The organism is Pusillimonas sp. T2 (genome assembly GCF_002236805.1).
GTDB lineage: Bacteria > Pseudomonadota > Gammaproteobacteria > Burkholderiales > Burkholderiaceae_B > Neopusillimonas.
Genome location: NZ_NIQA01000003.1, coordinates 275,455 through 296,766 on the forward strand (window position 1 = coordinate 275,455; position 21,312 = coordinate 296,766).

Consider the following 21,312-nt stretch of genomic DNA (forward strand, 5'->3'; position numbering starts at 1 on the left):
GAAGCCTGCATGAATTGGCCAGCAGGCCTGCGCAGCTAAGGGGTGTCTGGGGTTGCAGATTTTCCGCGCTGACCTTGCAAGCTCGGGCCGACCGAATACCAAACGCTCAACCCCGACCTGACAAATGCCGGAGGCGTTTGCGGCCCATGACCCACCAGGGTGTGCGTTAAGTAAAACGTCTGATCAGCCGGCAAGCCGTTAAAGGCCTGAGTTGAGGTATAGCTGCCAAACAGTACGACGCAACGGCCAGCGCCCGGCGCTGTACACAGCACACTGCCCAGTTGCCCTAACGTACGCGTTTGACGCTGCACCCGAACCGACGTAATGACAGCCTGCGGGTGCACAGGCTGGGGCGCGGAAAAGGTTTGCGTTACCGACAACCCTTTTTGGTTAATGGCCGGGCTCACGGCTTCTTGTGACCAGACCTGATCACCCTGCGCAGACACATTGCCTGCCGCCACGGCAAGCATAAACCCTATCAGCGACGCGGCAAAGATACGCCGCGAGCCTACGTCATGACCATCAGGCATCGGTATACATCGGCTTATTGTCGGCCAGGCGCAACCAGCCCTTAACAATACGGTAAATAAACCAGACGACTACGCCCGCCAACACCAAGTACCCGACAAGCACAAACGTGAGCAAAAAGCCCACGACACACCACAAAATGCCATACCAGAACGTACGAATTTGCCACCTGAAGTGCGACTCGAGCCAGGTGCCCTTGGTGTCGGACAACTTGACGTAATTAATGATGATGGCTACCAGACTGGTAATGCCCACAAAAAAAGACAGTGCCTGCAACGCATAAATGACCGTGGTGATCGTTTTAAGTGACGCAACCTTTTCAGGGTTACTGCCGTTACCGGGCTGCAAAGTGTTGCCGGGGTTCGTGAAATCTACAGTCATTGAAGCTTCCTAAAGGTTTGCGTTTGCGACGGGTTTTGCGATTGTTACGGCTGACCTACCCGTTTGACCGTTGACGCCCGGGTACCGTAGGCCTATGCTGGCCGTCAGGGTGTAAATACCTGAGCCCTATTGTAAACAGCAATAGCGGTGGTTTTTCAGTGATCGCAACACCTTGCAATACCAGCAAACGGAGTGCACATATGAAAACAAGACCTTTACCCGAGCTTCCTGCGGGCACCACAGCCTTGCATCAGAAGCTACAAACTCAAGAAGCGCTCTTTCTTGAGAACGAAAGACGCAACCCCGAATCTCCCTATTACCATGGCGACGCCGATCCTGCCCGACAGCGACGGCGTTTTTTATTGGGCAGTGTTGCCGCGCTGGGCGCAGCCGCGCTGGCCAAAACAGGGGCAGCCCAGGCCAAGGCTCCCCCCGGCGCCATCGAACGCACCGTCTTTCCCGACCCGACCAAAGCGCAAGGCGTAGGCGTTGGCGTAGACGATGGCGGCTATGGCTTCCGGTCGCAGTTTGAAACCGAAGTGCGCTGGCGCTTCGGTACCAAAACTACCGAATCCTCCTGGAGCATGACGCCGCTTGAAAAGAGTCAGGGCATCATCACCCCCTCGGGCCTGCACTACGAAAGGCACCACGGCGGTATCGCCACCATCGACCCCACCAAACACATGCTGTATGTCCACGGCATGGTCGACGAGGCCAAGAAATTCAACATGCAAGACATCCGGCGCTTCCCGTTTATGTCGCGCATCTGCTTTCTTGAATGCTCCGGCAATGGCCTGACCGAGTGGATCAAGCCCACACTCAAAACGGTTCAGGGCACTCACGGGCTGACGTCCACGTCCGAATGGACCGGAGTTCCGCTGTCGACCTTGCTTAACGAAGTAGGCGTCAAATCCGGTGCCAAGTGGCTGCTGGCCGAAGGGGGCGATGCCGCCGTCATGACGCGCAGTATCCCGCTTGAAAAGGCCATGGCCGACTGCTTCCTGGCCTACGGCCAGAATGGCGAAGCCATACGCCCGGAACAAGGCTACCCGTTGCGGCTGGTTGTTCCTGGCTACGAGGGCAATATGTGCATCAAATGGCTACGGCGTATCGAAATCTCCGACACCCCGTTCATGACGCGTGAAGAGACCTCAAAATACACCGACCTGATGCCCGATGGCAGTGCACTGCAATTCTCGTTTGTCATGGAGGCCAAATCGGTCATCACCTACCCGTCCGGCGAAATGCTGCTTCAACGCCCGGGGTTCTACGAAATCACAGGCCTGGCGTGGTCGGGCAAAGGCCTGGTCAAAAAAGTCGAGGTCTCAGTTGATGGCGGCAAGACCTGGCACGAAGCCAAACTGCACGGGCCAATTTTGCCCATGTGTCACACGCGCTTTTCCATCCCCTGGGAATGGGACGGCAAAGAAGCTATTTTGCAAAGCCGCTGCACCGACGAAACCGGCTACGTACAACCCACCATCAAAGACCTGGTTGCCCAGCGCGGCACCAACGGGCCGCTGGCGTCCATTTACCATCTGAACGGCATCCAGAGCTGGAAAGTCGCCGCTACGGGGGAGGTGTCAAATGTCCATCACTACTAAATATGTACTGGGTGGGGTCGGCGGCATCGCGCTGGCACTTGGCCTTGCCGGTGGCGCCATGGCCGACAATCACGGCAAGAAGTTTGGCTTTGGCCACACAGCCACCCCCGAAGAGCTATCACAGTTTGTCTCGCCGCTGCCCGACGGGCGTGGCTTGCCCAAAGGGTCGGGTACCGTCATGCAAGGCGAAAAGGTGTACACCCAGCACTGCCTGGCCTGTCATGGCGCGAACCTTGAAGGCGGGATTGGCGACCGCCTGACCGGGGGGCGCGGCACACTGGTCAATAACGACCCCACCAAGGCGCCCGTTAAAACCGTCGAAAGCTACTGGCCCTACGCCACCACCCTGTTCGACTATATCAAACGGTCAATGCCCTTTACCCAACCCGGCAGCTTAAGCAACGACGACGTCTACGCCGTATCGGCCTACATTTTGCACAAGGCAAATATTGTCGATGCCAACGCCGAACTGAACCAAGACAACTTGGCCAAGGTCGACATGCCCAACAAAAACGGCTTCAAACCTGCGGGGCGTTAACAACACCCTTGCAAATGGGCGGCGAACGGGCTTGTGATGGGCCGATGAACCATGGCACTATGGTCATCATCTTGTTACAAGCCCAAAGTCGTTATGGCCAAACTCAATACATCAGCCTCACCCTCGGCCAAACACGCCGACACACAACAACCCTCGTTTTTTAGTACCAGCCACAACTGGCTTCGTGCCGGTCTGTGCAGAAGCCAGCTTGCCGCCTGTTGTATTGCACTGCTGGTAGCTGCAGCCCTACCGGGCCAGACAAGCGCCCAGGCCACTGCGCCAAACGTAGCCCGCGCGCAAGCCGACCTAACGACGACACCGGTGTCAAACACCCAAAGCGCCGTACCGGCCCCCAGTGCATCGTTAACCATCAGCGCCGACCCCGTCTGGTTTACCGCCGACGGCCGGCCGCACCCACAAGTGGCCGAGGCGCTGCAGGTATTGGCTGCAGCCGATACCCAAGGGCTTAACCCTCAAGCCTACGAAGCAACCACGCTTATCGAGCAATTTGCGCGCCTGGCCCAGCCCGATGCACCGCTGGCCACGCCGCAGCAACGCACCGACCTGAATGCCCGGCTAAACCAGAACCTGGTGCAGTATTTAAGCGACCTGCGCGACGGCCGGGTCGACCCGCACCAGGTACACCAAAAATTCGACATCCCCCCAAAACCCGCTTTTGATGCCCGGCAGTATTTATTTAGTGCCTTGCAAAACAACGCGGTGGCCAAAGCGTTGCACGACGCCCGCCCACGCGTACCCATGTACGATGCCGTCGTCAAGGCCATGGCCCAGTATCGCCAGTTGGAAAGTAACCCGGCCTGGGCCAGCCCACTGCCGGCGCTGCCAGGGCGCAAACTCGAAGTCGGCCAACCTTGGGCCGGCGCCCCGCTATTGGCCCAACGTTTAACGATACTGGGCGACATGCCTGCGAGCAACACCGCCGCAGCGCAAGCGCCTCAAGCCATAAGTAACGCGTCGGCCTCCAACGCGTTGCCAGGCTCGGGCCCGACAACCACCAGCCCAAATACACCCGCTTTATACGACGCTGCGCTTGCAGCCGGGGTCAAAGCCTTTCAGAAGCGTCATGGCCTGACTGAAGACGGCATCATTGGGCCGGCAACATTGGCCCAGCTTAACGTCACACCCGCCCAACGCGTCAAACAAATGGCGCTGACGCTAGAACGACTGCGCTGGACACCGCTGGTCAGCGCGCCACGCATGATCGTGGTCAACATCCCCGAATTCATGCTGCGCGCGTACGACGTCATGCCGGACGGCAATATCGATATCAGCTTGCAAATGCGCGTCATCGTGGGTCGCGCCCTTGACACCAGTACCCCGCTGTTCGACGAGAACATGCGGTTTATTGAATTCAGCCCGTACTGGAACATACCGCCGTCGATTGCGCGTGGCGAAACACTGCCGCGCCTGCGTCGCGACCCAGCCTATTTCGACCGCCAGGGTTTTGAGTTTGTCTTGAAAGACGGTTCTGTATCTACCCAGCTTACGCCGGCCAACCTCGAAGCCGTGCAAAAAGGCGCTGCGCGCATTCGACAGCGCCCTGGCCCGCAAAATGCACTGGGCGACATCAAGTTCATCTTCCCCAATAACACCAACATCTATCTGCATCACACGCCATCGCCGCAATTATTTGAACGTAGCCGACGCGATTTCAGCCACGGCTGTATTCGTGTCGAAGCCCCGGTGGCGCTGGCGCAGTTTGTGCTTAAAAATGAGCCCCAATGGACGCAATCGCGCATAGAAGCAGCCATGACCGCCGGAAAATCGCAAACCATCCGGCTGGCTGCTCCCATTCCTGTGGTGCTGGCCTACAGTACTGTCGTCGTGCTTGACGGCACGGTCTATTTTTATGACGATCTTTACGGACACGACAAGACGCTGGCAAAAGCACTGAAAATGGGGTAAAAATACCGCCACGTTTAACGCTTTTAAACGAAATTTTCTTATAGGCCGTATTCCTACGGCCCAGTTTCAGGTTTTTGCCTATGACCGCACCACCACAGCCCGCGCGCCGCAGTTTTTTGCGTCGTGCGGCATCAATCGCCTTGGCCACCGGCCTGCCCGCTTTATCTGCACCCGCACTGGCCGGCATCCGTATCTACCCCCGCCACGTCGCTTTTAACCATACCCACCGCGACGACCGTCTGTCGCTGGTATATGCCAACGGCGACCGCTACCTGCCCCCCGCCCTTGAGCGCCTGAACGTATTTTTGCGCGACCACTATACGCAGGCGGTTGGCACGATGGACCCGCTGCTGTACGACCAGCTTGACCGCATCCGTAAGCTGCTGAACACCGACATCCCTTACGATGTGATTTCCGCCTACCGCGACCCGCAAACCAACGAGCGCTTGCGCACGACGCGGGGCGGCGGCGTGGCCAAGCGCAGTCTGCACATGGACGGCAAGGCTATCGACATCCGTCTACCCGGCATTCCACTGGCCGAGGTGCGCGACGCCGCGCTGTCGCTCAACGCAGGCGGTGTAGGCTTCTATCCGCGCGACCAATTCGTCCATATCGACACGGGTCGGGTTCGAAGCTGGTAATAAGTCGTCGACAGCAAGCCGCGGCACAGCACGCAACACTCTTCAAATACAGATCTAGCCGCCTGATTTATTTAAGGTTTTTGTCAGGTTAGGCCTGTGCAACCACCCCAGACCCGGTTCGCTAGCCGCGAACCGGCGTACAAAATCATCGCCTGCGGTCAGCTGCCATGATTTAAAAATCTGGCCTACCCTGTTCATTTTTTTACACAAAAAAGCGGCTAAGTTCGGCCTTTTTTGCGTTTCTGTCCCAAAAAGCGACACAAAGTATCGTATTATTTAATGCAATAAAACAACACTTTGGCCAGACTTGATGTCGCTTCTCCTGATCCTAGCCCTGCCGTTTCTTGGAAGCATTGTTGCAGCACTGCTGCCTAGTAACGCGCGTAACCTTGAAGCCTGGCTGGCCGGGCTGGTTGCGCTTGGCTGTGCCGTCATGCTGGCGTCGTACTACCCCGCCATCAGTTCGGGGCTGGTCATCAAAGAAGTCATGCCCTGGATCCCAGCGGCCATGGAAATCGACTTCACCTTGCGTATCGACGGCTATGCTTGGTTGTTTGCCATGCTGGTGTCCGTCATGGGCGCTCTGGTCGTGCTGTACGCCCGGTACTACATGTCACCCGAAGACCCGGTACCACGCTTTTTCTCGTTCTTCCAACTCTTCATGGGCTCGATGCTCGGCGTCGTCATGTCGGGCAACCTGGTGCAACTGGTCGTTTTCTGGGAATTGACCAGCTTGTCCTCGTTCATGCTCATTGCATACTGGAACCACCGACTCGACGCACGGCGAGGCGCGCGCATGGCCTTTACCATTACGGGGGCGGGTGGCCTGTGCTTGCTGGCGGGCATGCTCATGATGGGCCACATTGCCGGCAGCTACGATATCGACGATGTTTTGCACTCGGGTGAAATCATTCGCAATCACCCGTGGTACACCGCAACGCTGGTGCTTATCGCCTTGGGGGCGCTGACCAAAAGCGCGCAGTTCCCCTTCCATATCTGGCTCCCCAACGCCATGGCGGCGCCAACGCCCGTATCGGCTTACCTGCATTCGGCCACGATGGTCAAGGCCGGCGTGTTCTTACTGGCACGCTTCTGGCCCGTGCTGGCCGGCACCGAAGAATGGTTCTGGATCATCAGCTCGGCCGGCCTTATCACCCTGCTACTTGGCTCATACGCAGCCATTTTTCAGCAAGATCTCAAAGGTGTCTTGGCCTACTCCACCATCGGTCACCTCGGCCTGATCACGCTGCTGCTGGGCATGAACAGCGCACTGGCGCTCGTGGCTGCCGTGTTTCACATGATGAACCACGCCACGTTCAAGGCTTCGCTGTTCATGGCGGCGGGTATTGTCGACCACGAAACCGGCACACGCGACATGAGCCGGCTGTCGGGGTTGCGGCACGCCATGCCCATCACCACCACGCTGGCTATAGTCGCAGCGGCCTCGATGGCCGGCGTACCGCTGCTTAACGGCTTTTTGTCCAAAGAAATGTTCTTTGCCGAGGCCGTTGTGGCCGACCAGGATCGCTTTGTCGAAATTGTGTTGCCATTGGCCGCCGTCATGGCCGGCGCATTGGCGGTCGCTTATTCGCTACGGCTGGTCATGACCGTATTTTTCGGGCCGCCAGCTACCGACTTGCCTCAAAAGCCCCACGAGCCGCCGTTCTGGATGCTGGTGCCCAGCGGCTTGCTGGTACTCACGTGCTTGGTCGTCGGCATTTTCCCGCGCTACACCCTAGGCCCGCTGCTGCACTCGGCCAGCTTGTCTTTATTGGGGCCCAATAACCCCGAATACAGTCTGAAAATCTGGCACGGGTTCAACATGCCCCTAGTCATGAGCCTGGTGGCACTGGCCGGCGGCGTCTTGCTATGGCATTTGCTCGGGCCCAACCACAACAAGCCGGTCGACCCCGACACCATAGAAGAAAAACCGCTGATTTTCCGGCTTAATGGTCGTCACACCTTCGAGACCTTGCTCGAAAAACTGGATGCCGGCGCGTCGTATGTCATGGAATGGATAGCGACGACCCGATTACAACTTCAGATGCTGCTGATAGTAGCTGTATCGATTGCAGTTGCCGCCCTGCCCTTAATGGCGCCGGGCTGGTTCGACCCGCAGTTGTCGACCCCGCTCAACCTGTTCTTCCTGATGCTTTGGGTAGCAGGTGGAGCTTGTGCCATTGGCACGGCCATTCAGGCAAAGTATCACCGGCCAGCCGCACTGGCCATGTCGGGCGGCGCCGGGCTGACAACCGCCATGACCTTTGCTTGGTTCTCTGCACCCGATCTGGCCTTAACCCAACTGGCTGTCGAAGTCGTCACTGTCGTGCTTATTCTGCTGGGCCTGCGCTGGCTGCCACCACGCATCCGGGCCGAAGAAAACTACGTCATCGACAAGTTCAAAGCCACGACACGACGCGCACGAGACTTGATCGTTGCCGTGTTGGGCGGATTGGGCATGACGGCGCTGTCATACGCCGTCATGACGCGCGGTTTCGACAACGAAATTGCGCGCTTCTTCGTTGAGAACGCCCTGCCGGAAGGCGACGGCAGCAACGTGGTAAACGTCATTCTGGTCGACTTCCGGGCCTTCGACACGATGGGCGAAGTCGTGGTGCTGGGCATCGTGGCACTGACTGTATTTGCCTTGCTCCGGCGCTTCCGTCCGCCACCAGAAACCATCAAAGACGGCCCGCTGCGTCGACAAAAAGGGGCCGGCCCGAACATCCCTGCCGACGTCGAACAGCCCGACCCCAAGACAGCGCTGGTGCCCACCGGGGCCTTAAAAGTACCCGCCGTACTGGCACGCCTGCTGCTTCCCATGGCCGCGCTGGTATCCGTCTTCTTCTTGCTGCGCGGCCACAACCTGCCGGGCGGGGGCTTTATCGCAGGGCTTATTTTTGCCACGGCCATTATTTTGCAATACGTCGTCGGCGGCGTCTTGTGGGTCGAAGCGCGCCAAAATATCAAGCCCCAGTACTGGTTGGCCTTGGGCATGCTTATCGCCGGCGGCGCAGCACTGTCCGCCTGGTGGATGTCGCGCCCCTTCTTGGCCGCCTTCAAGTTTGAAGTCGCCCTGCCTTTATTGGGCACGATCAAACTGTCTACCGTCCTGATTTTCGATATTGGCGTTTACATGCTGGTTATTGGCTCAACCGTTCTGATTCTGGTCGCGCTGGCTCACCAATCGCTGCGCTTCCGTCGCAAACCGGCAGCGCAACGCACTGAACCCGCCACCGAAGGAGCTCTCTGATGGAAATCGTGTTGTCTCTGGCCATCGGCGTACTGGCAGGCTCCGGCATCTGGCTGCTGCTACGTCCACGCACCTTCCAGGTCATCATGGGCTTGTCGTTACTGGCATATGCCGTCAATTTGTTTATTTTTTCCATGGGACGTCTGACCATCGGTGCTCCACCGGTCATCGACGCGGCCAAAGGCTCCGACCCATCGCTTTACGCCGATCCAGTCCCGCAAGCATTGGTGCTTACCGCTATTGTCATCAGTTTTGCCACTACAGCGCTCTTTCTGGTCGTTTTATTGGCGTCACGCGGCCTGGCCGGCAATGACCACGTCGATGGGCGGGAGGCCGACCTGTGATTGACTGGATGGTCCACCTCCCTATTTTGCCGGTCGTCATTCCGCTGTTCGCGGGCGGCCTGCTCATTCTCATCAAAGAATCGCATCGCCGCCTCAGGCTGACCATCGCGTTCGCCTCTGTCTTGTTGCAACTGTTCGTCGCCATCAAATTGTTGTCGGTAACGGCCGGCGCCGAACCCGATCTCTGGCCCAACCAGATTGCCGTTTACCTGCTGGGCGACTGGCCGGCGCCCTTTGGCATCGTCGCGGTAGCCGATCGACTGTCGGCCATCATGCTCACGCTCAGTGCGTTCCTGGGCCTGACAACCCTCATGTATTCGACGGCGCGCTGGGAGCGTGCAGGCGTCTACTTTTTGCCCTTGTTCCAGTTCTTGCTTATGGGGCTGAACGGCGCCTTCCTTACCGGCGATCTGTTCAACCTCTTCGTGTTCTTCGAAGTCTTGCTGGCCGCATCCTACGGGCTCATGCTGCATGGTTCCGGCGAAAATCGTGTGACCTCCGGCATGCACTACATCGCCGTCAATTTGGTGGCGTCACTGCTGTTGCTCATTGCCATTGCACTTATTTATGGCGTTACCGGCACGCTTAATATGGCCGACCTGGCCGCACGGGCGGGCCATCTGGGCGGCGGTGATCGTCGCCTATTTGAGGCGGCGGCAGCTATTCTGGGCGTCGCCTTCCTTATCAAAGCCGCCGCGTGGCCGCTCAACTTCTGGCTGGCGCCTGCATACGCCAACGCTTGCCCCCCAGTTGCTGCCGTATTTGCCATCATGACCAAGGTCGGCATCTATGCCCTGGTGCGGCTGGGTTCGCTGCTATTGCCCACAGGCGCCCCGGCTGCCTTCGGCGGCGACTGGATGTTTCCGGTCGGGCTGGCCACCCTGCTGTTCGGTACCATCGCCCTGGTGGCCGCCTACCAAACCGAGCGCATTGTTGCTTATTGCGTCATCATTTCGTCCGGCACACTGCTATCGGCACTAGGCATGCCCGGCGTTACCATGACCGGCCCGGCACTGTTTTACCTGGTCAACTCGGTACTGGCCACAGGCGCCTTCTTTTTATTGATTGAAATGGTTGAGCGCACCCGCAGCTTTGGGGCCGACGTACTCGCCGTCAGTATGGACTTGTTCGACCTGGACGACCCCGAAGAGTCATTTACCGAAACACAAACGCCTGTCGGGGTGGCTATCCCCGCGGCCATGGCCTTTTTGGGTATGAGCTTTATTGCCTGCGCCTTGCTGATCACCGGCTTGCCACCGCTGTCGGGTTTCGTCGCCAAGTTCTCATTGCTGTCGGCCGCACTGCAAACCTCGGAAACTGCACCCGATATCGAAGCCTGGCTGTTGATGTCCGTCGTGTTGTTATCTAGCCTGGCCGGCATCATTGTGCTGGGCCGCACCGGCATCAGGTTGTTTTGGGCCAACGAAACCCAAACGCCACGGCTGCGCATCAGCGAGGCCACACCGGTTGCCGCGCTTATTCTCGCCTGCGTCGGACTTGCAATATGGGCCGGCCCCGTGCTTAATTTCATGAACGACACGGCTGTGTCGCTCAGCGTGCCCGAAAGCTATATCAATGCGGTACTTAACCACGACACGGTGCGTACGCTAGGCAACGGAGGCAAACCATGAAGCGCATCAAACGCGTCGTCAACTGGTTGATGCTGCCGACCTTGCTGCTGGTGCTGTGGCTGCTGCTCAACCAAACCCTTGCATCGTCGCAAATTGTATTGGGTGCGGTGGTATCTCTTTTACTGGCCTGGGCCGCCATGCGCTTGCGCCCGTTGCGCTCGACCCCGAAAAAACCGTTAACCATTATCCGGCTCTTCTTCAGCGTGGTCGCCGACATCACCCTGTCCAATATCGAAGTCTTCAAAATCATCTGGTTCAAGCCACAAAGCCACACGCCGGGGTTTATCCGCATCCCCCTCGACATGAAAGACCCGCATGGCCTGGCTGCATTGGCGTGCATCCTGACCTACACCCCAGGCACAGTGTGGTCCGGGTACTCCGACGAAAGCGGCGTACTGACCCTTCACGTACTTGACCTTGAAGACGCGCAACACTGGATCGACCTGGTTAAAAACCGCTACGAACGCCCTCTCATGGAGATTTTCGAATGATGGACACCGTACTGATTTGGGCCGGCACTTTTGCCCTGTTCTGTTTTGCGCTGGCGTTTGCCGCCGCCACGCTACGCCTGATGCTGGGGCCGACACCGCAAGACCGCGTTCTGGCCGTCGACACCATGTTCATTAACGGCATTTCAATTGTCTTAGTGCTGGGGGTCCATTTTGCGACCAGCGTGTATTTCGATATCGCCCTGCTGATGGCGCTGTTCGGTTTCATCAGCTCAACGGTCATGGCTAAATTCCTGTTTAAAGGCGAGGTCATCCAACCATGAATTCTCTACCTTTATGGGCCTCTATCCCGGCCACCTTGTTATTGATTGTCAGCGGAGTGCTTACGCTGTCCGGGTCGTTGGGACTACTTCGCTTCAAGCGGTTTTATTCACGCATGCATGCGCCTACGCTGGGTAATACGCTTGGCATTACGTTTGTGTTGTGCGCGTCGGCACTTGTGTCCAGTGCGTTACAACAGCGTCCGGTTATTCACGAATTGTTAATCACCTTCTTCCTTATTGTGACTTCGCCCATTACCGCTATCGTGCTTATGCAAGCCGGTGTGCGGCGCGATCCACGTCAACCGGTATCAGAAGAATAGGTTTCAGGCTGCCTTCCAGGTAGTAGGGCACCCACGTTCGGTTACATTTTTGCTTTACGAGGCGCAAGCCATGTGCAAAGATCAATACCGTGTTCAACTTGCGGAGACACCCATGCGTATCAAACGCCTTTTGCTGATTATGCTGACAGCCGCCGCTGGTAGCGCCCTTAACCCGGCCGCTGCACAGGGCCTTAGCCCCGAGGCGCAATATCAGCAAGATCTGCTGCGTTGCGAACAAGAACAGTCAATGGTCGACATTGAAGCCTGCAAAAAAGAAGCGGGTGCGGCGTTGCAAGCGACGAAAACCAATGCACTAGGCAACGGCCAAGGCGCCAACTATCAGGCCAACGAGCGTGCCCGCTGCATGGCGCTACCCGAGAGCCAGCGCCAAGACTGCCTGTTGTTGTTATCCGGGCAAAACACGCAGGTTAAAGGCAGTGTGACCGGGGGTGGCGTACTGCGGGAAACCACCATTACGATTCCGGCCCAGCCTTCAACGCCCTCGCAGGCGCCCATGCCGCCTGCCGCACCCGAAGCGGCCACGCCCAGTGCTATCCGGCCTTAATACAGTACAACCCATATAAATAGGGCAGGGCCTGCATGCGCAGGCCCTTATAGCTCCAGCTGCATGCCCATTTCAACCACCTGGTTGGGCGGGATTTTATAAAATCGGGTACTGCGCGCGGCATTGCGCGCCATCAGTGCGAACAACAGTTGGCGCCAGCGTGCATACAGTGGCTGCTTGCGCACCACAATAACCGTCTGGCGCGACAAGAAATACGACGTCAGCATGGGCTCGAGCTGGATTTCGGGGTGTTCGCCGGCCAACTGGGCCAATAACTGGGGCACATTGGGCTCTTGCTTAAAGCCCCAGCGTGCAATCACCTCGTACGAACTGCGACTCAGCTTGTTCAGGGTGTAGCGTTCGGTATACGACACGTACGGCACATCGGCGGCGGCTACGGTAACAAACAACACTTGCTCGTGCAGCACTTTATTATGCTTAAGGTTGTGCAACAGTGCCGGTGGCACCGTATTCACAATCATGCTCATGAACACGGCGGTGCCCGGCACACGCGTGGGTGGGTACTGCTCCAACCCTTCCATGAAAGCTTTCAGGGGCTGCTGATCACCGGCCAAAGTCCGATGAATCTGGTCTCGCCCGGTTTTCCAGGTCAGCATCAAGGTCAGCAATACCAACGCCACGCCCAGCGGCAGCCATCCGCCGTCAAAGATTTTCTGGGTGTTCGCGGTAAACAGCAAAATATCAAGCAACAAGAACAGCGTCAGCAATACCAGCCACAACACACGCCGACCACCGCTGGCTTTACCTGGCAACACCGCAAAAGCAAGCAACGACGTCACCAGCATGGTGGCGGTGACAGCAAAACCGTAAGCACTGGCCAGGCTGGCCGACGAGCCAAACCCAATAATCAGCACCAGCACAGCAAGAAACAGGGCCTGATTAACGCGAGGCAGATAAATCTGCCCTTCCTCTCGGGCCGAGGTGTGCAAAATTTCCATGCGCGGCCAGAATCCCAGCTGAATCGCCTGGCGCGTGACAGAAAAAGCACCCGAAATCACCGCCTGCGAAGCAATGACGGTCGCCGCCGTTGCCAACACCACTAACGGAATCAGCGCCCAGGACGGCGCCATCAGGAAGAACGGATTACGAATGGCTTCGGGCTGGGCAATAAGCAAGGCACCTTGCCCAAAGTAGCACAGCAAAAGCCCGGGCAACACCACCATAAACCAGGCACGCCGTATGGCCGGCCGCCCATAATGGCCCATGTCGGCGTACAGGGTTTCGGACCCTGTCAGGGCCAGCACAACGGCCCCCAGCAACAAGTAGGTGGCCAACGGAGCCTCGCCAATCAGATTCCAGGCATAAATCGGGTTGATGGCCAGCAATATTTCGGGGGTTTGTGCAATACGCCAGGCGCCCATCGTGCCCAATACCGTAAACCAGAACAGCATGATGGGCCCGAAAAACTTGCCTATAGCGCCAGTGCCGCGACGCTGCACCATGAACAAGCCCACAATAAGGCCGACAGAAATAGGCACAACCCAATCGTCGAGTGTGTGTGACACAACCCCCACGCCTTCGATAGCGGAAAGTACCGAAATGGCAGGCGTGACGATGCTATCGCCATAAAAAAGACAGGCGCCGAACAAACCCATGACCGTCAATACCCAGCGCTTTCGCCCGGTGGCACCGCGCAAGGCCAGTTCCATCAGGGCCAGCGTACCGCCCTCACCCCGGTTATCGGCCCGCAGCATTAGCGTGACATACTTGAGCGACACCACGAACATCAGCAGCCAAAACAGCAGCGACAGAACACCCAGGACTTCAGTAGCGCCAAAACGGTCAAACCGCGAAACGGATTCGCGAATGGTATATAACGGGCTGGTGCCAATATCACCATAGACAACGCCGAGGGCGCCAATAATAAGCGCGGCGCCCGGCGAGTGCTTGCCATGAGACAAACTTTCTTCTTGAATTGGCTGAGTCATAAATTAAAAACTAGTCGTGACGGCTTAAGTTGGCCCCTTTGCGCGGCCCAGGAAAGACGACCCCGATCCGCGTGCCCGCAAAGTCGGGGCGACTGCTCAGACTCAGCCAGGCGCCGTGCGCAGAAGCAATTTCTCGCACGATGGCCAACCCCAGGCCGGAGCCCTCGGTGGTGGCACTATCAGACCGATAAAACGCCTCGAACACTCTGGCCTGATCGACGAGGGCGATCCCGGGGCCGTCGTCTTCGACAGAAAAAGACGGTGGGTTTGCCGTAACGTGCAAAGTAATCTGGGTTGCCCCTTTGCCATACCGTAAGGCATTATCGATCAGATTCCCCAGCAGCTCTTCAAGCAACAGCGGGTCACCATCAATCCATACCGGTGTATCCGGTGCGTGTAAGTTTAATTCAATTTTATGTTGCAGTGCAGCAGGAACCCATTCGCCCGCCGTTTCACGCACCCACTCGGCCAGGTTAATGCGCTGAAAAGACTCGTGCACGGCCAGCGTCGAATCGGCTCGCGCCAGCACCAGCAACTGTTGACCCAACCGAATCATGCGGTCGGTAACGGCTTTGATGCGTTCGGCGCGCTGGCGAACATCAGGCGGCAATTCGCCCGCCAGCATCAGCTCACATTCGAGTTTAAGCCCACTAAGCGGGGTTCGCAGCTGATGCGCAGCTGAACCAATGAACCGCTTTTGCGCCTGCATCGACGCATTCAAGCGCAACAACAAATCGTTAATGTGATTGACGACGGGTGCAATCTCGGTGGCCACCCCGTCTACCCGTAAGGGCTGCAAGTCGTCTATCGAGCGTTCGCGAATTTCTTCGGACAATGCATTAAATGAGCGCAACCCGCTGCGGACACCCGACACCAGCACCCAGGCAATAAGCGCGACCAGCAACACCTGGCCGGCCAGCATCATCCAGAAAATGTCGCGCAAGACCCATACCGCCAGATTGATGCGGCTGGTAATCACCCAGGTTACGGTAAGGTCGACGGCCACCAGGGCCATGATAGGCGGGAGCAGCCTGAGAGTAAGGTGCCGCGCCAGCGAACCGCGCGGCAAAATACGACGAAAGAGAAGCTGTTCAGGCCGCTTCAACGTCAAGCAGATAGCCGAAGCCGCGTACCGTCTGGATACTGACGCCTGTACCCTCGAAGCGCTTACGCAGACGGTAAATATAGACTTCGACAGCATTTTCGCTGAAATCGGCATCCCAGGCCGACAGCGAATTGACGATCTGGCGCTTGGTCACAACACGGCCGGCACGCGCCATCAGCATTTCGAGTACGGAAAGCTCGCGTACCGACAGGTTGATGCGGTCGCCACGGATGCGTACTTCACGCCCCACCGTATCGAACGTCATGGGCCCAACCTCGAGCTGAGGCTGCGCCTGCCCGGTACGGCGCCGCGCAAAAGCCCTGACGCGTGCGGCCAGTTCAGCCAGCTCGAAGGGCTTGGTCACGTAATCGTCGGCGCCAGCGTCCAGCCCGGCAACACGGTCTTCAAGGCCGTCTCGGGCCGTAAGAATAAGCACCGACACCTGATTGCCACGCGCCCTTAACTGACGCAAAACGTCGAGCCCGCTGATATCGGGCAAATTCAGGTCAAGCAGCAGCAAGTCGTAATCTTGCTTGTCTAGGGTTTCGAGTACCGTACCGCCGGCCGAAAGCCAGTCAACGGCATAACCCTGCCCTGCCAAAAACTCGTGCAGGGCATGACCTAATGTGGTGTCGTCTTCAATTACCAGAACTCGCATGCGCAGATTCTAGCCCTTTTTCGGATGGACGGGTAACGAAACCGACCTTTTGAAGACCTGCTTGCTTGGCGCCCGCCATTACTTTGGCCAGCACTTCGTAGCGTGTGTCAAGGTCGGCGCGGATGTGCAGATTGGGCTGCGGATCTTTGCGCGCCTGCTCGGCCATCAGCTCGGGCAGGGCCTCGAGGCCAACGGGCGACTCGTTCCAGAACACCTGACCGACACCATCAATGGCCAGGTCAATAGCGTCTGGACGCTGCTCTACCGGTTGCGACGACGCCTGCGGTACGTTGATTTTGATCGAGTGACTGAGCAATGGCGCGGTCACGATAAAAATTACCAGCAACACCAGCATGACGTCGATCAACGGCACCATATTGATTTCGGACAGCGTTTGCCCACCACCCTTGTTGTCGAAACTGCCAAACGCCATGATCAGGCTCCTTGGTGACCAGAATGAGAACTGACGAGCGCCATACTTAGATACCCTTGCCCTTGACCTGCTGCCCTGTCGACAGGAATGTGAACAGATCATGTGCGAAAGCGTCGAGCTGTGCCAGATACACCCGATTAGTGCGCACAAATGCGTTATAGGCCAACACAGCAGGGATCGCCACCGCCAGGCCCAGGCCGGTCATGACCAGCGCCTCGCCCACCGGGCCTGCGATACGATTCACCGACACGCCATCAGACAAGCCAATGCCAATCAGGGCGTGGTACACGCCCCATACCGTACCAAACAGACCAACAAACGGCGCGGTTGAGCCAATCGAGGCCAGAACAGTCAGACCGTTTTCCAGTTTGGCGGTCTCTTCGTCGATGACTTTGCGTATGGTACGCGTGACAAATGCGCTGGTCGAACCCTTTTCTTCGAGCCGAACCGCACCGTATTTAACGTGGTGATTACGTGCATGAATGGCATGGCTGGCCAAATGCGAAAACGGCTCGGCGGCACCATGCGTGGCGATCTCGTTTTCGACTTGCTCTAGCGAACTGGCAGCCCAGAACTGTTGCAGGAACCGGCTGGACAACCGACGAATGCGCCAGTTAGACAGCGACTTCACAAAAATAAGATACCAGCTGACCAAGGACATCAACACCAGAATGGCAAACAGCGTCTTGCCGACGACGTCGGTTTGCGCCACAAAATGCAGCATGCCTGGCGGCTCGGCGGCGACCGGCGCGGCACCGCCGCTTTGCAAAAGTTGCGCGGTGCCCTCAATGATAGCGGCCCCTTCTTGTGCCGCCTGGCCCGCACCGGTCACGGTCGCAGCGTCTTGCGCCACCTGCGCAAGCAGTACCCATGCGGTTTGCAGTAAATCAGACATACGTGTTCCTATAGGACAAAATCAAAAGGGATATCGGCCAGCGCCGGCAAAGCAACGCCGTTTTCTTTGTAGGGTTTGAAGCGTGCTGACTTGGCGGCTTGCAAGGCCGCATCGTCAAGCCGGCTATGACCGGAGGACTTCCGCACACTGACCTGATCGACACTGCCGGACGGCGAAATCAGCACCCGCACAATGACGCGCCCCGTTTCACCCCGGCGCACAGAAAGGCGCGGGTAATCGGGAACAGGTCGGCGCCCGGCGTAATCGACCTGGCTGACAAAGCGAGGACGATCTGGATCGACAGGTGCAGCAGGCGCTTTGGGGGCTGCGGCATCGGGCGCTTTGCCTGTGGCAGGCGCAGGGGCTGCGGGCTCAGCCACCGGCTTGGGTTGTGGCTTGGGCTGTGGTTTAGGTTGCGGCTTGGGCTCGGGTTTAGGCTTGGGCTTTGGTTTAGGTTCGGGCGCGACCATTTCAGGCTCAGGAACCGGCTCGGGCTCGGGTTCTGGAATAGGTTCTGGCTCCGGCTCTGGAATAGGCTCCGGTTCTGGTTCTGGTTCTGGCTCCGGAATAGGCTCGGGCTCTGGCTCTACAACGGGCTCTAGTACCGGTTCGGTCATAGCGACGTCTGTGGGCGCAGGCTCGACAAACTCTTCGGCAATTTCAACAAACTGAATCGCTGCCGTATCAGGCAGCTCGATGTCGGGTTCGTGATCGGATGACAGCCATATGGCCGCAGCAACAGCCAAATGCACCCCCACCATACCGCCAATGGCAGCAACTTTCAGAAAAGCAGAGTGATATTCAGGACCAGCGGAACGCAGCGGCATTGGCGACAACAACGGTAAACGAAATGGGAACAACCTAAAAAGTACAACAGGTTAAATCGACGAAAACAGGACGATTCGCACACAAGCCAATAACAATAACAAAAATGCGAATTATTCGCAATAAAAATATCGCCAAATTCCCGTGGTCATCAACTATTTCAATTCATCTTTGACGTGGCGACATCTTGCGCTGAAGACCAAGGCAAACCCATGCGCGCGTCTCTTAACGCGCCAAACACGAAGCCTGCACCGTCCTACTGAATCAACCCGGTCAACCGCTTGACGTCGTCTTCAACACACGCACCAAGCCCTTCAGTTGCGTTTGCAGATGCTCGACCTCTTCATCGCTGAAACCATCCAACATCTCGGCCTCGATACGCGCTACATCATGGTCGCACTGCCGCATTAAGGCTAACCCAGCGTCAGTCAGGCCTATAGGTATCACCCGCCCCTGCACGGCTTCGGCCTGGCGCGCGATCCAGCCTTTATTAACCATGACATTGACCATTTCGTTAGCCGACTGCGGCGAGACCAGCGACCGCTCGGCCAACTGCGCATTGGACAAATGGCCATGAGTGCGAAACACGGAAAGCGCCGTATATTGAGCAGCTGTGATGCCATGGTCTGCCAGACGCTCGCGAATTTTACGGCTTAGCATCCGATCGAGACGACCGATTAAATAAGCAATGCCGGTGGGCCGCTCTGCAGCCCCCAATTTATTTGTACTCATTATTGTTCTTCTGCTGGTTAATGAGAGTTGCCGGTTGGATTAACAAAATGTAGTATAAGACCTATGTCAGGTAATCTGATATACCGCCAACTGGTTTACGCACTAAAAATCAGTTGGCAAGACATCATAAAGCACAGGGACAACCCTGCTCATCCTCGAGGAGACACAACATGAAACGTATGCTTAAAGGCACCCTGCTGGCTACCGCACTGGGTATGGCATTGGCCACTGGCCCCGCACTGGCCGAAATTAAAATTGGCGTCGTATTGTCGCTCACAGGCCCAGCCTCTGGCCTGGGCATCCCCGTAAATACGGGCTTTGCGCTCTGGCCCGACAACATTGCCGGCGAAAAAATCACCTTTATCACCCTGGACGACGGCAGCGATCCGGCCAAAGCTCAGAAAAACGCCGAAAAACTCATCACCGAAGATAAAGTCGACCTGATCATCGGCTCCAGCACAACCACACCAGCTATTGCCATGGGCGAAGTCGCTGCAGCCGGCAAAACGGTTCAGCTGGCAGCTGCACCTGCCGAATTCCCCGAAGGCAAAGGCAGCTGGACATTCCGCCTACCCCAATCAACCTCCGTCATGGCGGGTGGCGTCATCGAGCACATGAAAGCCAATGGCGTTAAATCATTTGCGTTCATTGGCTACAACGACGCTTATGGCGACCTGTGGCTGCGCGACTTAAGCCGCCTAGCCGAACAAGCTGGCATCAAAATCACCACAGCCGAGCGCTACGCCCGCGCCGACACCAGCGTTACCGCGCAAGCACTTAAAGCTATTGGCACTAAACCCGACGCCATTCTTATTGTGGCCTCAGGTAGCGGTGCAGCCATGCCCCACACCACTGTGGTCGACCGCGGCTTTAAAGGCAAGGTCTACCAAACCCACAGCGCGGCCTCGCGCGACCTGATTCGCCTGGGCGGTAAAGCCGTCGAAGGCTCTTTCGTAGTGTCGGGCTTGGCGGTACTGCCCGAAGGCTTGCCCGCAGACCACCCGTCCAAAAAATTGGCCACTGACTTTGTCAACGCCTACGAGGCCAAAAACGGCCCCGGCACACGCAACCAGTTTGCAGCGCACGCCTACGACGCTTACCTTGTCCTGGATAAAGTCGTACCCGTTGCAATGAAAACGGCCAAACCAGGCACGCCAGAGTTCCGTACGGCACTAAAAGACGCCCTTGAAAACTACGGCAGCATCCCGGTTACTCAAGGTGTACTTACTTACACCAAAGACGACCACTTTGGCTTTGACGACAAAGCCCAAATGATGCTGACCATCAAAGACGGCGCCTATGCCGCAGCCAAGTAAGGCGTGCTGGCTTTGCAAGGCCGGAATCAAACCTGGCAACTTGCCGGGCGGTAGTTAAAACCGCCCGACTTTAAAAGGCGTGCTTCGCGCCGCCTAACCACCCCATAAGCGTAATAGCTTATGGGGTTTTTCATGGCCTCACGCGTTTCTTTTCACGTTCGTTGAAGTTGTGCACCAACGCCGTAATATAGGCCGTAAAGATCGGAAACGTCGTCATGCCCACGACCGCCAACACGGCAGTGCAAATCTTGCCTATCGTTGTGACCGGAATAATATTTGAGCCCACCGTGGTCACGGTCATAGACGCCCACCACAAGGCGTCAGGATACGACTTGACCAAGGGGTTAACCCTGGCCTCGAACACATAAAATATAAGCGTCTGGAAGTAGCTGATGGCGAAGAACAAGGCCAAGTACACAATGAACAGGCCAGAAATGCGGTTGCTGACCACCATTTTCACCAATACCGCCAGCGCAATCCCGCCCCGCACTATCGGCAAGAAGTGGATCACATACAGGGTTTCGCTCGAAAAATCGAACGCAAAGTAATCCACCAGCCAGGCATAAGGCACCGACAACAAGATAAGTATGAAATTTCTGGAGAAAAACCGCCACCGATCGCGTGCCGTGACCAGCAATAATAAAAAATCAAGCAGGAAGTAAAGACACACCCCCAACTGAATACGGGTGTAAATAGTCTCCCCCGAGAAGGTGGCATTGGTCAGCGCCTCGAACGAAATACTGGTAATCAAGACCAGCGAGGCCGCTACGCCCAGTAAATTCAACACCTTGGTCATGACGGTTTTCCAGCGAGGTTCTGTGACGTTCATGGCAAGATAAATTTCAAGCGCAAAACAAGCCAAACCGAAAAACAGCCCATGGCTTTGTTGCAAATTA

22 protein-coding genes are annotated in these 21,312 nt (G+C 57.2%); 12 read left to right on the top strand and 10 right to left on the bottom strand.

The genetic code is table 11. The features are described 5' to 3' along the window. Positions 1–35 precede the first annotated feature (35 nt). Together PuT2_RS07055 and PuT2_RS07060 are read right to left on the bottom strand one after the other, a co-directional pair. Positions 36–530, bottom strand: a complete 495-nt coding sequence (locus PuT2_RS07055) for a flagellar protein FlhE (RefSeq protein WP_093970320.1) — start codon at positions 528–530, stop codon at positions 36–38. Next, complete coding sequence (locus PuT2_RS07060) at positions 523–909, bottom strand: hypothetical protein (RefSeq protein ID WP_093970321.1); 387 nt, start codon at positions 907–909, stop codon at positions 523–525. Before PuT2_RS07060 ends, PuT2_RS07055 begins: the two co-directional genes overlap by 8 nt. A gap of 200 nt (positions 910–1,109) precedes the next feature. Between PuT2_RS07060 and soxC the strand changes: the two genes are divergently transcribed. The 11 genes from soxC to PuT2_RS07115 all read left to right on the top strand — a co-directional run bounded on the left by soxC (position 1,110) and on the right by PuT2_RS07115 (position 12,503). Beyond that, positions 1,110–2,513 (top strand): sulfite dehydrogenase, encoded by a 1,404-nt coding sequence (gene soxC / locus PuT2_RS07065; RefSeq protein ID WP_093970322.1) that lies wholly within the window; start codon positions 1,110–1,112, stop codon positions 2,511–2,513. Beyond that, on the top strand, positions 2,497–3,051 hold the full coding sequence (locus PuT2_RS07070; RefSeq protein WP_093970323.1) for a c-type cytochrome: 555 nt from the start codon (positions 2,497–2,499) through the stop codon (positions 3,049–3,051). The genes soxC and PuT2_RS07070 overlap by 17 nt, the downstream gene beginning before the upstream one ends. A 93-nt stretch (positions 3,052–3,144) precedes the next feature. Beyond that, positions 3,145–4,977, top strand: coding sequence for a murein L,D-transpeptidase (locus tag PuT2_RS07075; RefSeq protein WP_093970324.1), 1,833 nt, complete (start codon positions 3,145–3,147; stop codon positions 4,975–4,977). 80 nt (positions 4,978–5,057) lie between these two features. Next, positions 5,058–5,618, top strand: a complete 561-nt coding sequence (locus tag PuT2_RS07080; RefSeq protein ID WP_093970325.1) for a DUF882 domain-containing protein — start codon at positions 5,058–5,060, stop codon at positions 5,616–5,618. A gap of 310 nt (positions 5,619–5,928) precedes the next feature. After that, positions 5,929–8,871 carry a monovalent cation/H+ antiporter subunit A gene (locus PuT2_RS07085; RefSeq protein ID WP_093970326.1) on the top strand — a complete coding sequence of 981 codons (2,943 nt, stop codon included), beginning with the start codon at positions 5,929–5,931 and terminating at the stop codon, positions 8,869–8,871. Further along, positions 8,871–9,215 carry a Na+/H+ antiporter subunit C gene (locus PuT2_RS07090; protein ID WP_093970327.1) on the top strand — a complete coding sequence of 115 codons (345 nt, stop codon included), beginning with the start codon at positions 8,871–8,873 and terminating at the stop codon, positions 9,213–9,215. Before PuT2_RS07085 ends, PuT2_RS07090 begins: the two co-directional genes overlap by 1 nt. Next, complete coding sequence (locus PuT2_RS07095) at positions 9,212–10,846, top strand: monovalent cation/H+ antiporter subunit D (RefSeq protein ID WP_093970328.1); 1,635 nt, start codon at positions 9,212–9,214, stop codon at positions 10,844–10,846. Before PuT2_RS07090 ends, PuT2_RS07095 begins: the two co-directional genes overlap by 4 nt. Beyond that, positions 10,843–11,337 carry a Na+/H+ antiporter subunit E gene (locus PuT2_RS07100; RefSeq protein WP_093970329.1) on the top strand — a complete coding sequence of 165 codons (495 nt, stop codon included), beginning with the start codon at positions 10,843–10,845 and terminating at the stop codon, positions 11,335–11,337. The genes PuT2_RS07095 and PuT2_RS07100 overlap by 4 nt, the downstream gene beginning before the upstream one ends. Continuing rightward, on the top strand, positions 11,334–11,618 hold the full coding sequence (locus PuT2_RS07105) for a K+/H+ antiporter subunit F (RefSeq protein ID WP_173862518.1): 285 nt from the start codon (positions 11,334–11,336) through the stop codon (positions 11,616–11,618). Before PuT2_RS07100 ends, PuT2_RS07105 begins: the two co-directional genes overlap by 4 nt. Further along, a complete protein-coding gene (gene mnhG, locus PuT2_RS07110; protein ID WP_093970330.1) occupies positions 11,615–11,938 on the top strand; it encodes a monovalent cation/H(+) antiporter subunit G in 324 nt (107 codons plus the stop codon). Before PuT2_RS07105 ends, mnhG begins: the two co-directional genes overlap by 4 nt. A gap of 112 nt (positions 11,939–12,050) precedes the next feature. Further along, the gene (locus tag PuT2_RS07115) at positions 12,051–12,503 is read left to right on the top strand and encodes a hypothetical protein (protein WP_143516118.1); all 453 of its coding nucleotides are present in this window, start codon (positions 12,051–12,053) and stop codon (positions 12,501–12,503) included. Between the two features lie 47 nt (positions 12,504–12,550). On the opposite strand, the gene PuT2_RS07120 is transcribed toward PuT2_RS07115, so the two are convergent. The 7 genes from PuT2_RS07120 to PuT2_RS07150 all read right to left on the bottom strand — a co-directional run bounded on the left by PuT2_RS07120 (position 12,551) and on the right by PuT2_RS07150 (position 19,100). After that, entirely contained in the window at positions 12,551–14,452 is a 1,902-nt protein-coding gene (locus tag PuT2_RS07120; RefSeq protein WP_093970332.1) for a potassium transporter Kup, read from the bottom strand. Positions 14,453–14,462: 10 nt separating this feature from the next. After that, positions 14,463–15,467, bottom strand: a complete 1,005-nt coding sequence (locus PuT2_RS07125; protein WP_233575016.1) for a HAMP domain-containing sensor histidine kinase — start codon at positions 15,465–15,467, stop codon at positions 14,463–14,465. Positions 15,468–15,543: 76 nt separating this feature from the next. Beyond that, positions 15,544–16,215 (bottom strand): response regulator transcription factor, encoded by a 672-nt coding sequence (locus PuT2_RS07130; protein ID WP_093970334.1) that lies wholly within the window; start codon positions 16,213–16,215, stop codon positions 15,544–15,546. After that, on the bottom strand, positions 16,196–16,648 hold the full coding sequence (locus PuT2_RS07135) for a biopolymer transporter ExbD (protein WP_093970335.1): 453 nt from the start codon (positions 16,646–16,648) through the stop codon (positions 16,196–16,198). The genes PuT2_RS07130 and PuT2_RS07135 overlap by 20 nt, the downstream gene beginning before the upstream one ends. 46 nt (positions 16,649–16,694) lie before the next feature. Beyond that, entirely contained in the window at positions 16,695–17,543 is an 849-nt protein-coding gene (locus PuT2_RS07140; protein WP_093970336.1) for a MotA/TolQ/ExbB proton channel family protein, read from the bottom strand. 8 nt (positions 17,544–17,551) lie between these two features. After that, complete coding sequence (locus PuT2_RS07145; RefSeq protein WP_254046964.1) at positions 17,552–18,370, bottom strand: energy transducer TonB; 819 nt, start codon at positions 18,368–18,370, stop codon at positions 17,552–17,554. Positions 18,371–18,641: 271 nt separating this feature from the next. Next, positions 18,642–19,100 (bottom strand): MarR family winged helix-turn-helix transcriptional regulator, encoded by a 459-nt coding sequence (locus PuT2_RS07150; RefSeq protein WP_093970337.1) that lies wholly within the window; start codon positions 19,098–19,100, stop codon positions 18,642–18,644. A gap of 170 nt (positions 19,101–19,270) precedes the next feature. Here PuT2_RS07150 and PuT2_RS07155 point away from each other — a divergent pair, with 170 nt between their 5' ends. Then, a complete protein-coding gene (locus tag PuT2_RS07155; protein ID WP_093970338.1) occupies positions 19,271–20,416 on the top strand; it encodes an ABC transporter substrate-binding protein in 1,146 nt (381 codons plus the stop codon). 130 nt (positions 20,417–20,546) lie between these two features. On the opposite strand, the gene PuT2_RS07160 is transcribed toward PuT2_RS07155, so the two are convergent. Next, positions 20,547–21,245: a potassium channel family protein gene (locus PuT2_RS07160; RefSeq protein ID WP_254046965.1), complete on the bottom strand. Its 699-nt coding sequence runs from the start codon at positions 21,243–21,245 to the stop codon at positions 20,547–20,549. Between the last annotated feature and the right edge of the window lie 67 nt (positions 21,246–21,312).

Bases quoted from the DNA above. Each gene is read 5' to 3' on its own strand.
- PuT2_RS07085 (WP_093970326.1), top strand. From the start codon at position 5,929: ATGTCGCTTCTCCTGATCCTAGCCCTGCCGTTTCTTGGAAGCATTGTT.
- PuT2_RS07100 (WP_093970329.1), top strand. From the start codon at position 10,843: ATGAAGCGCATCAAACGCGTCGTCAACTGGTTGATGCTGCCGACCTTG.
- PuT2_RS07150 (WP_093970337.1), bottom strand. From the start codon at position 19,100: ATGAGTACAAATAAATTGGGGGCTGCAGAGCGGCCCACCGGCATTGCT.
- PuT2_RS07160 (WP_254046965.1), bottom strand. From the start codon at position 21,245: ATGAACGTCACAGAACCTCGCTGGAAAACCGTCATGACCAAGGTGTTG.
- PuT2_RS07120 (WP_093970332.1), bottom strand. From the start codon at position 14,452: ATGACTCAGCCAATTCAAGAAGAAAGTTTGTCTCATGGCAAGCACTCG.
- PuT2_RS07145 (WP_254046964.1), bottom strand. From the start codon at position 18,370: ATGCCGCTGCGTTCCGCTGGTCCTGAATATCACTCTGCTTTTCTGAAA.
- PuT2_RS07140 (WP_093970336.1), bottom strand. From the start codon at position 17,543: ATGTCTGATTTACTGCAAACCGCATGGGTACTGCTTGCGCAGGTGGCG.
- PuT2_RS07060 (WP_093970321.1), bottom strand. From the start codon at position 909: ATGACTGTAGATTTCACGAACCCCGGCAACACTTTGCAGCCCGGTAAC.
- PuT2_RS07130 (WP_093970334.1), bottom strand. From the start codon at position 16,215: ATGCGAGTTCTGGTAATTGAAGACGACACCACATTAGGTCATGCCCTG.
- PuT2_RS07055 (WP_093970320.1), bottom strand. From the start codon at position 530: ATGCCTGATGGTCATGACGTAGGCTCGCGGCGTATCTTTGCCGCGTCG.
- PuT2_RS07155 (WP_093970338.1), top strand. From the start codon at position 19,271: ATGAAACGTATGCTTAAAGGCACCCTGCTGGCTACCGCACTGGGTATG.
- PuT2_RS07090 (WP_093970327.1), top strand. From the start codon at position 8,871: ATGGAAATCGTGTTGTCTCTGGCCATCGGCGTACTGGCAGGCTCCGGC.
- PuT2_RS07115 (WP_143516118.1), top strand. From the start codon at position 12,051: ATGCGTATCAAACGCCTTTTGCTGATTATGCTGACAGCCGCCGCTGGT.
- PuT2_RS07080 (WP_093970325.1), top strand. From the start codon at position 5,058: ATGACCGCACCACCACAGCCCGCGCGCCGCAGTTTTTTGCGTCGTGCG.
- PuT2_RS07135 (WP_093970335.1), bottom strand. From the start codon at position 16,648: ATGGCGTTTGGCAGTTTCGACAACAAGGGTGGTGGGCAAACGCTGTCC.
- PuT2_RS07075 (WP_093970324.1), top strand. From the start codon at position 3,145: ATGGCCAAACTCAATACATCAGCCTCACCCTCGGCCAAACACGCCGAC.
- soxC (WP_093970322.1), top strand. From the start codon at position 1,110: ATGAAAACAAGACCTTTACCCGAGCTTCCTGCGGGCACCACAGCCTTG.
- PuT2_RS07105 (WP_173862518.1), top strand. From the start codon at position 11,334: ATGATGGACACCGTACTGATTTGGGCCGGCACTTTTGCCCTGTTCTGT.
- PuT2_RS07125 (WP_233575016.1), bottom strand. From the start codon at position 15,467: ATGGCCCTGGTGGCCGTCGACCTTACCGTAACCTGGGTGATTACCAGC.
- mnhG (WP_093970330.1), top strand. From the start codon at position 11,615: ATGAATTCTCTACCTTTATGGGCCTCTATCCCGGCCACCTTGTTATTG.
- PuT2_RS07070 (WP_093970323.1), top strand. From the start codon at position 2,497: ATGTCCATCACTACTAAATATGTACTGGGTGGGGTCGGCGGCATCGCG.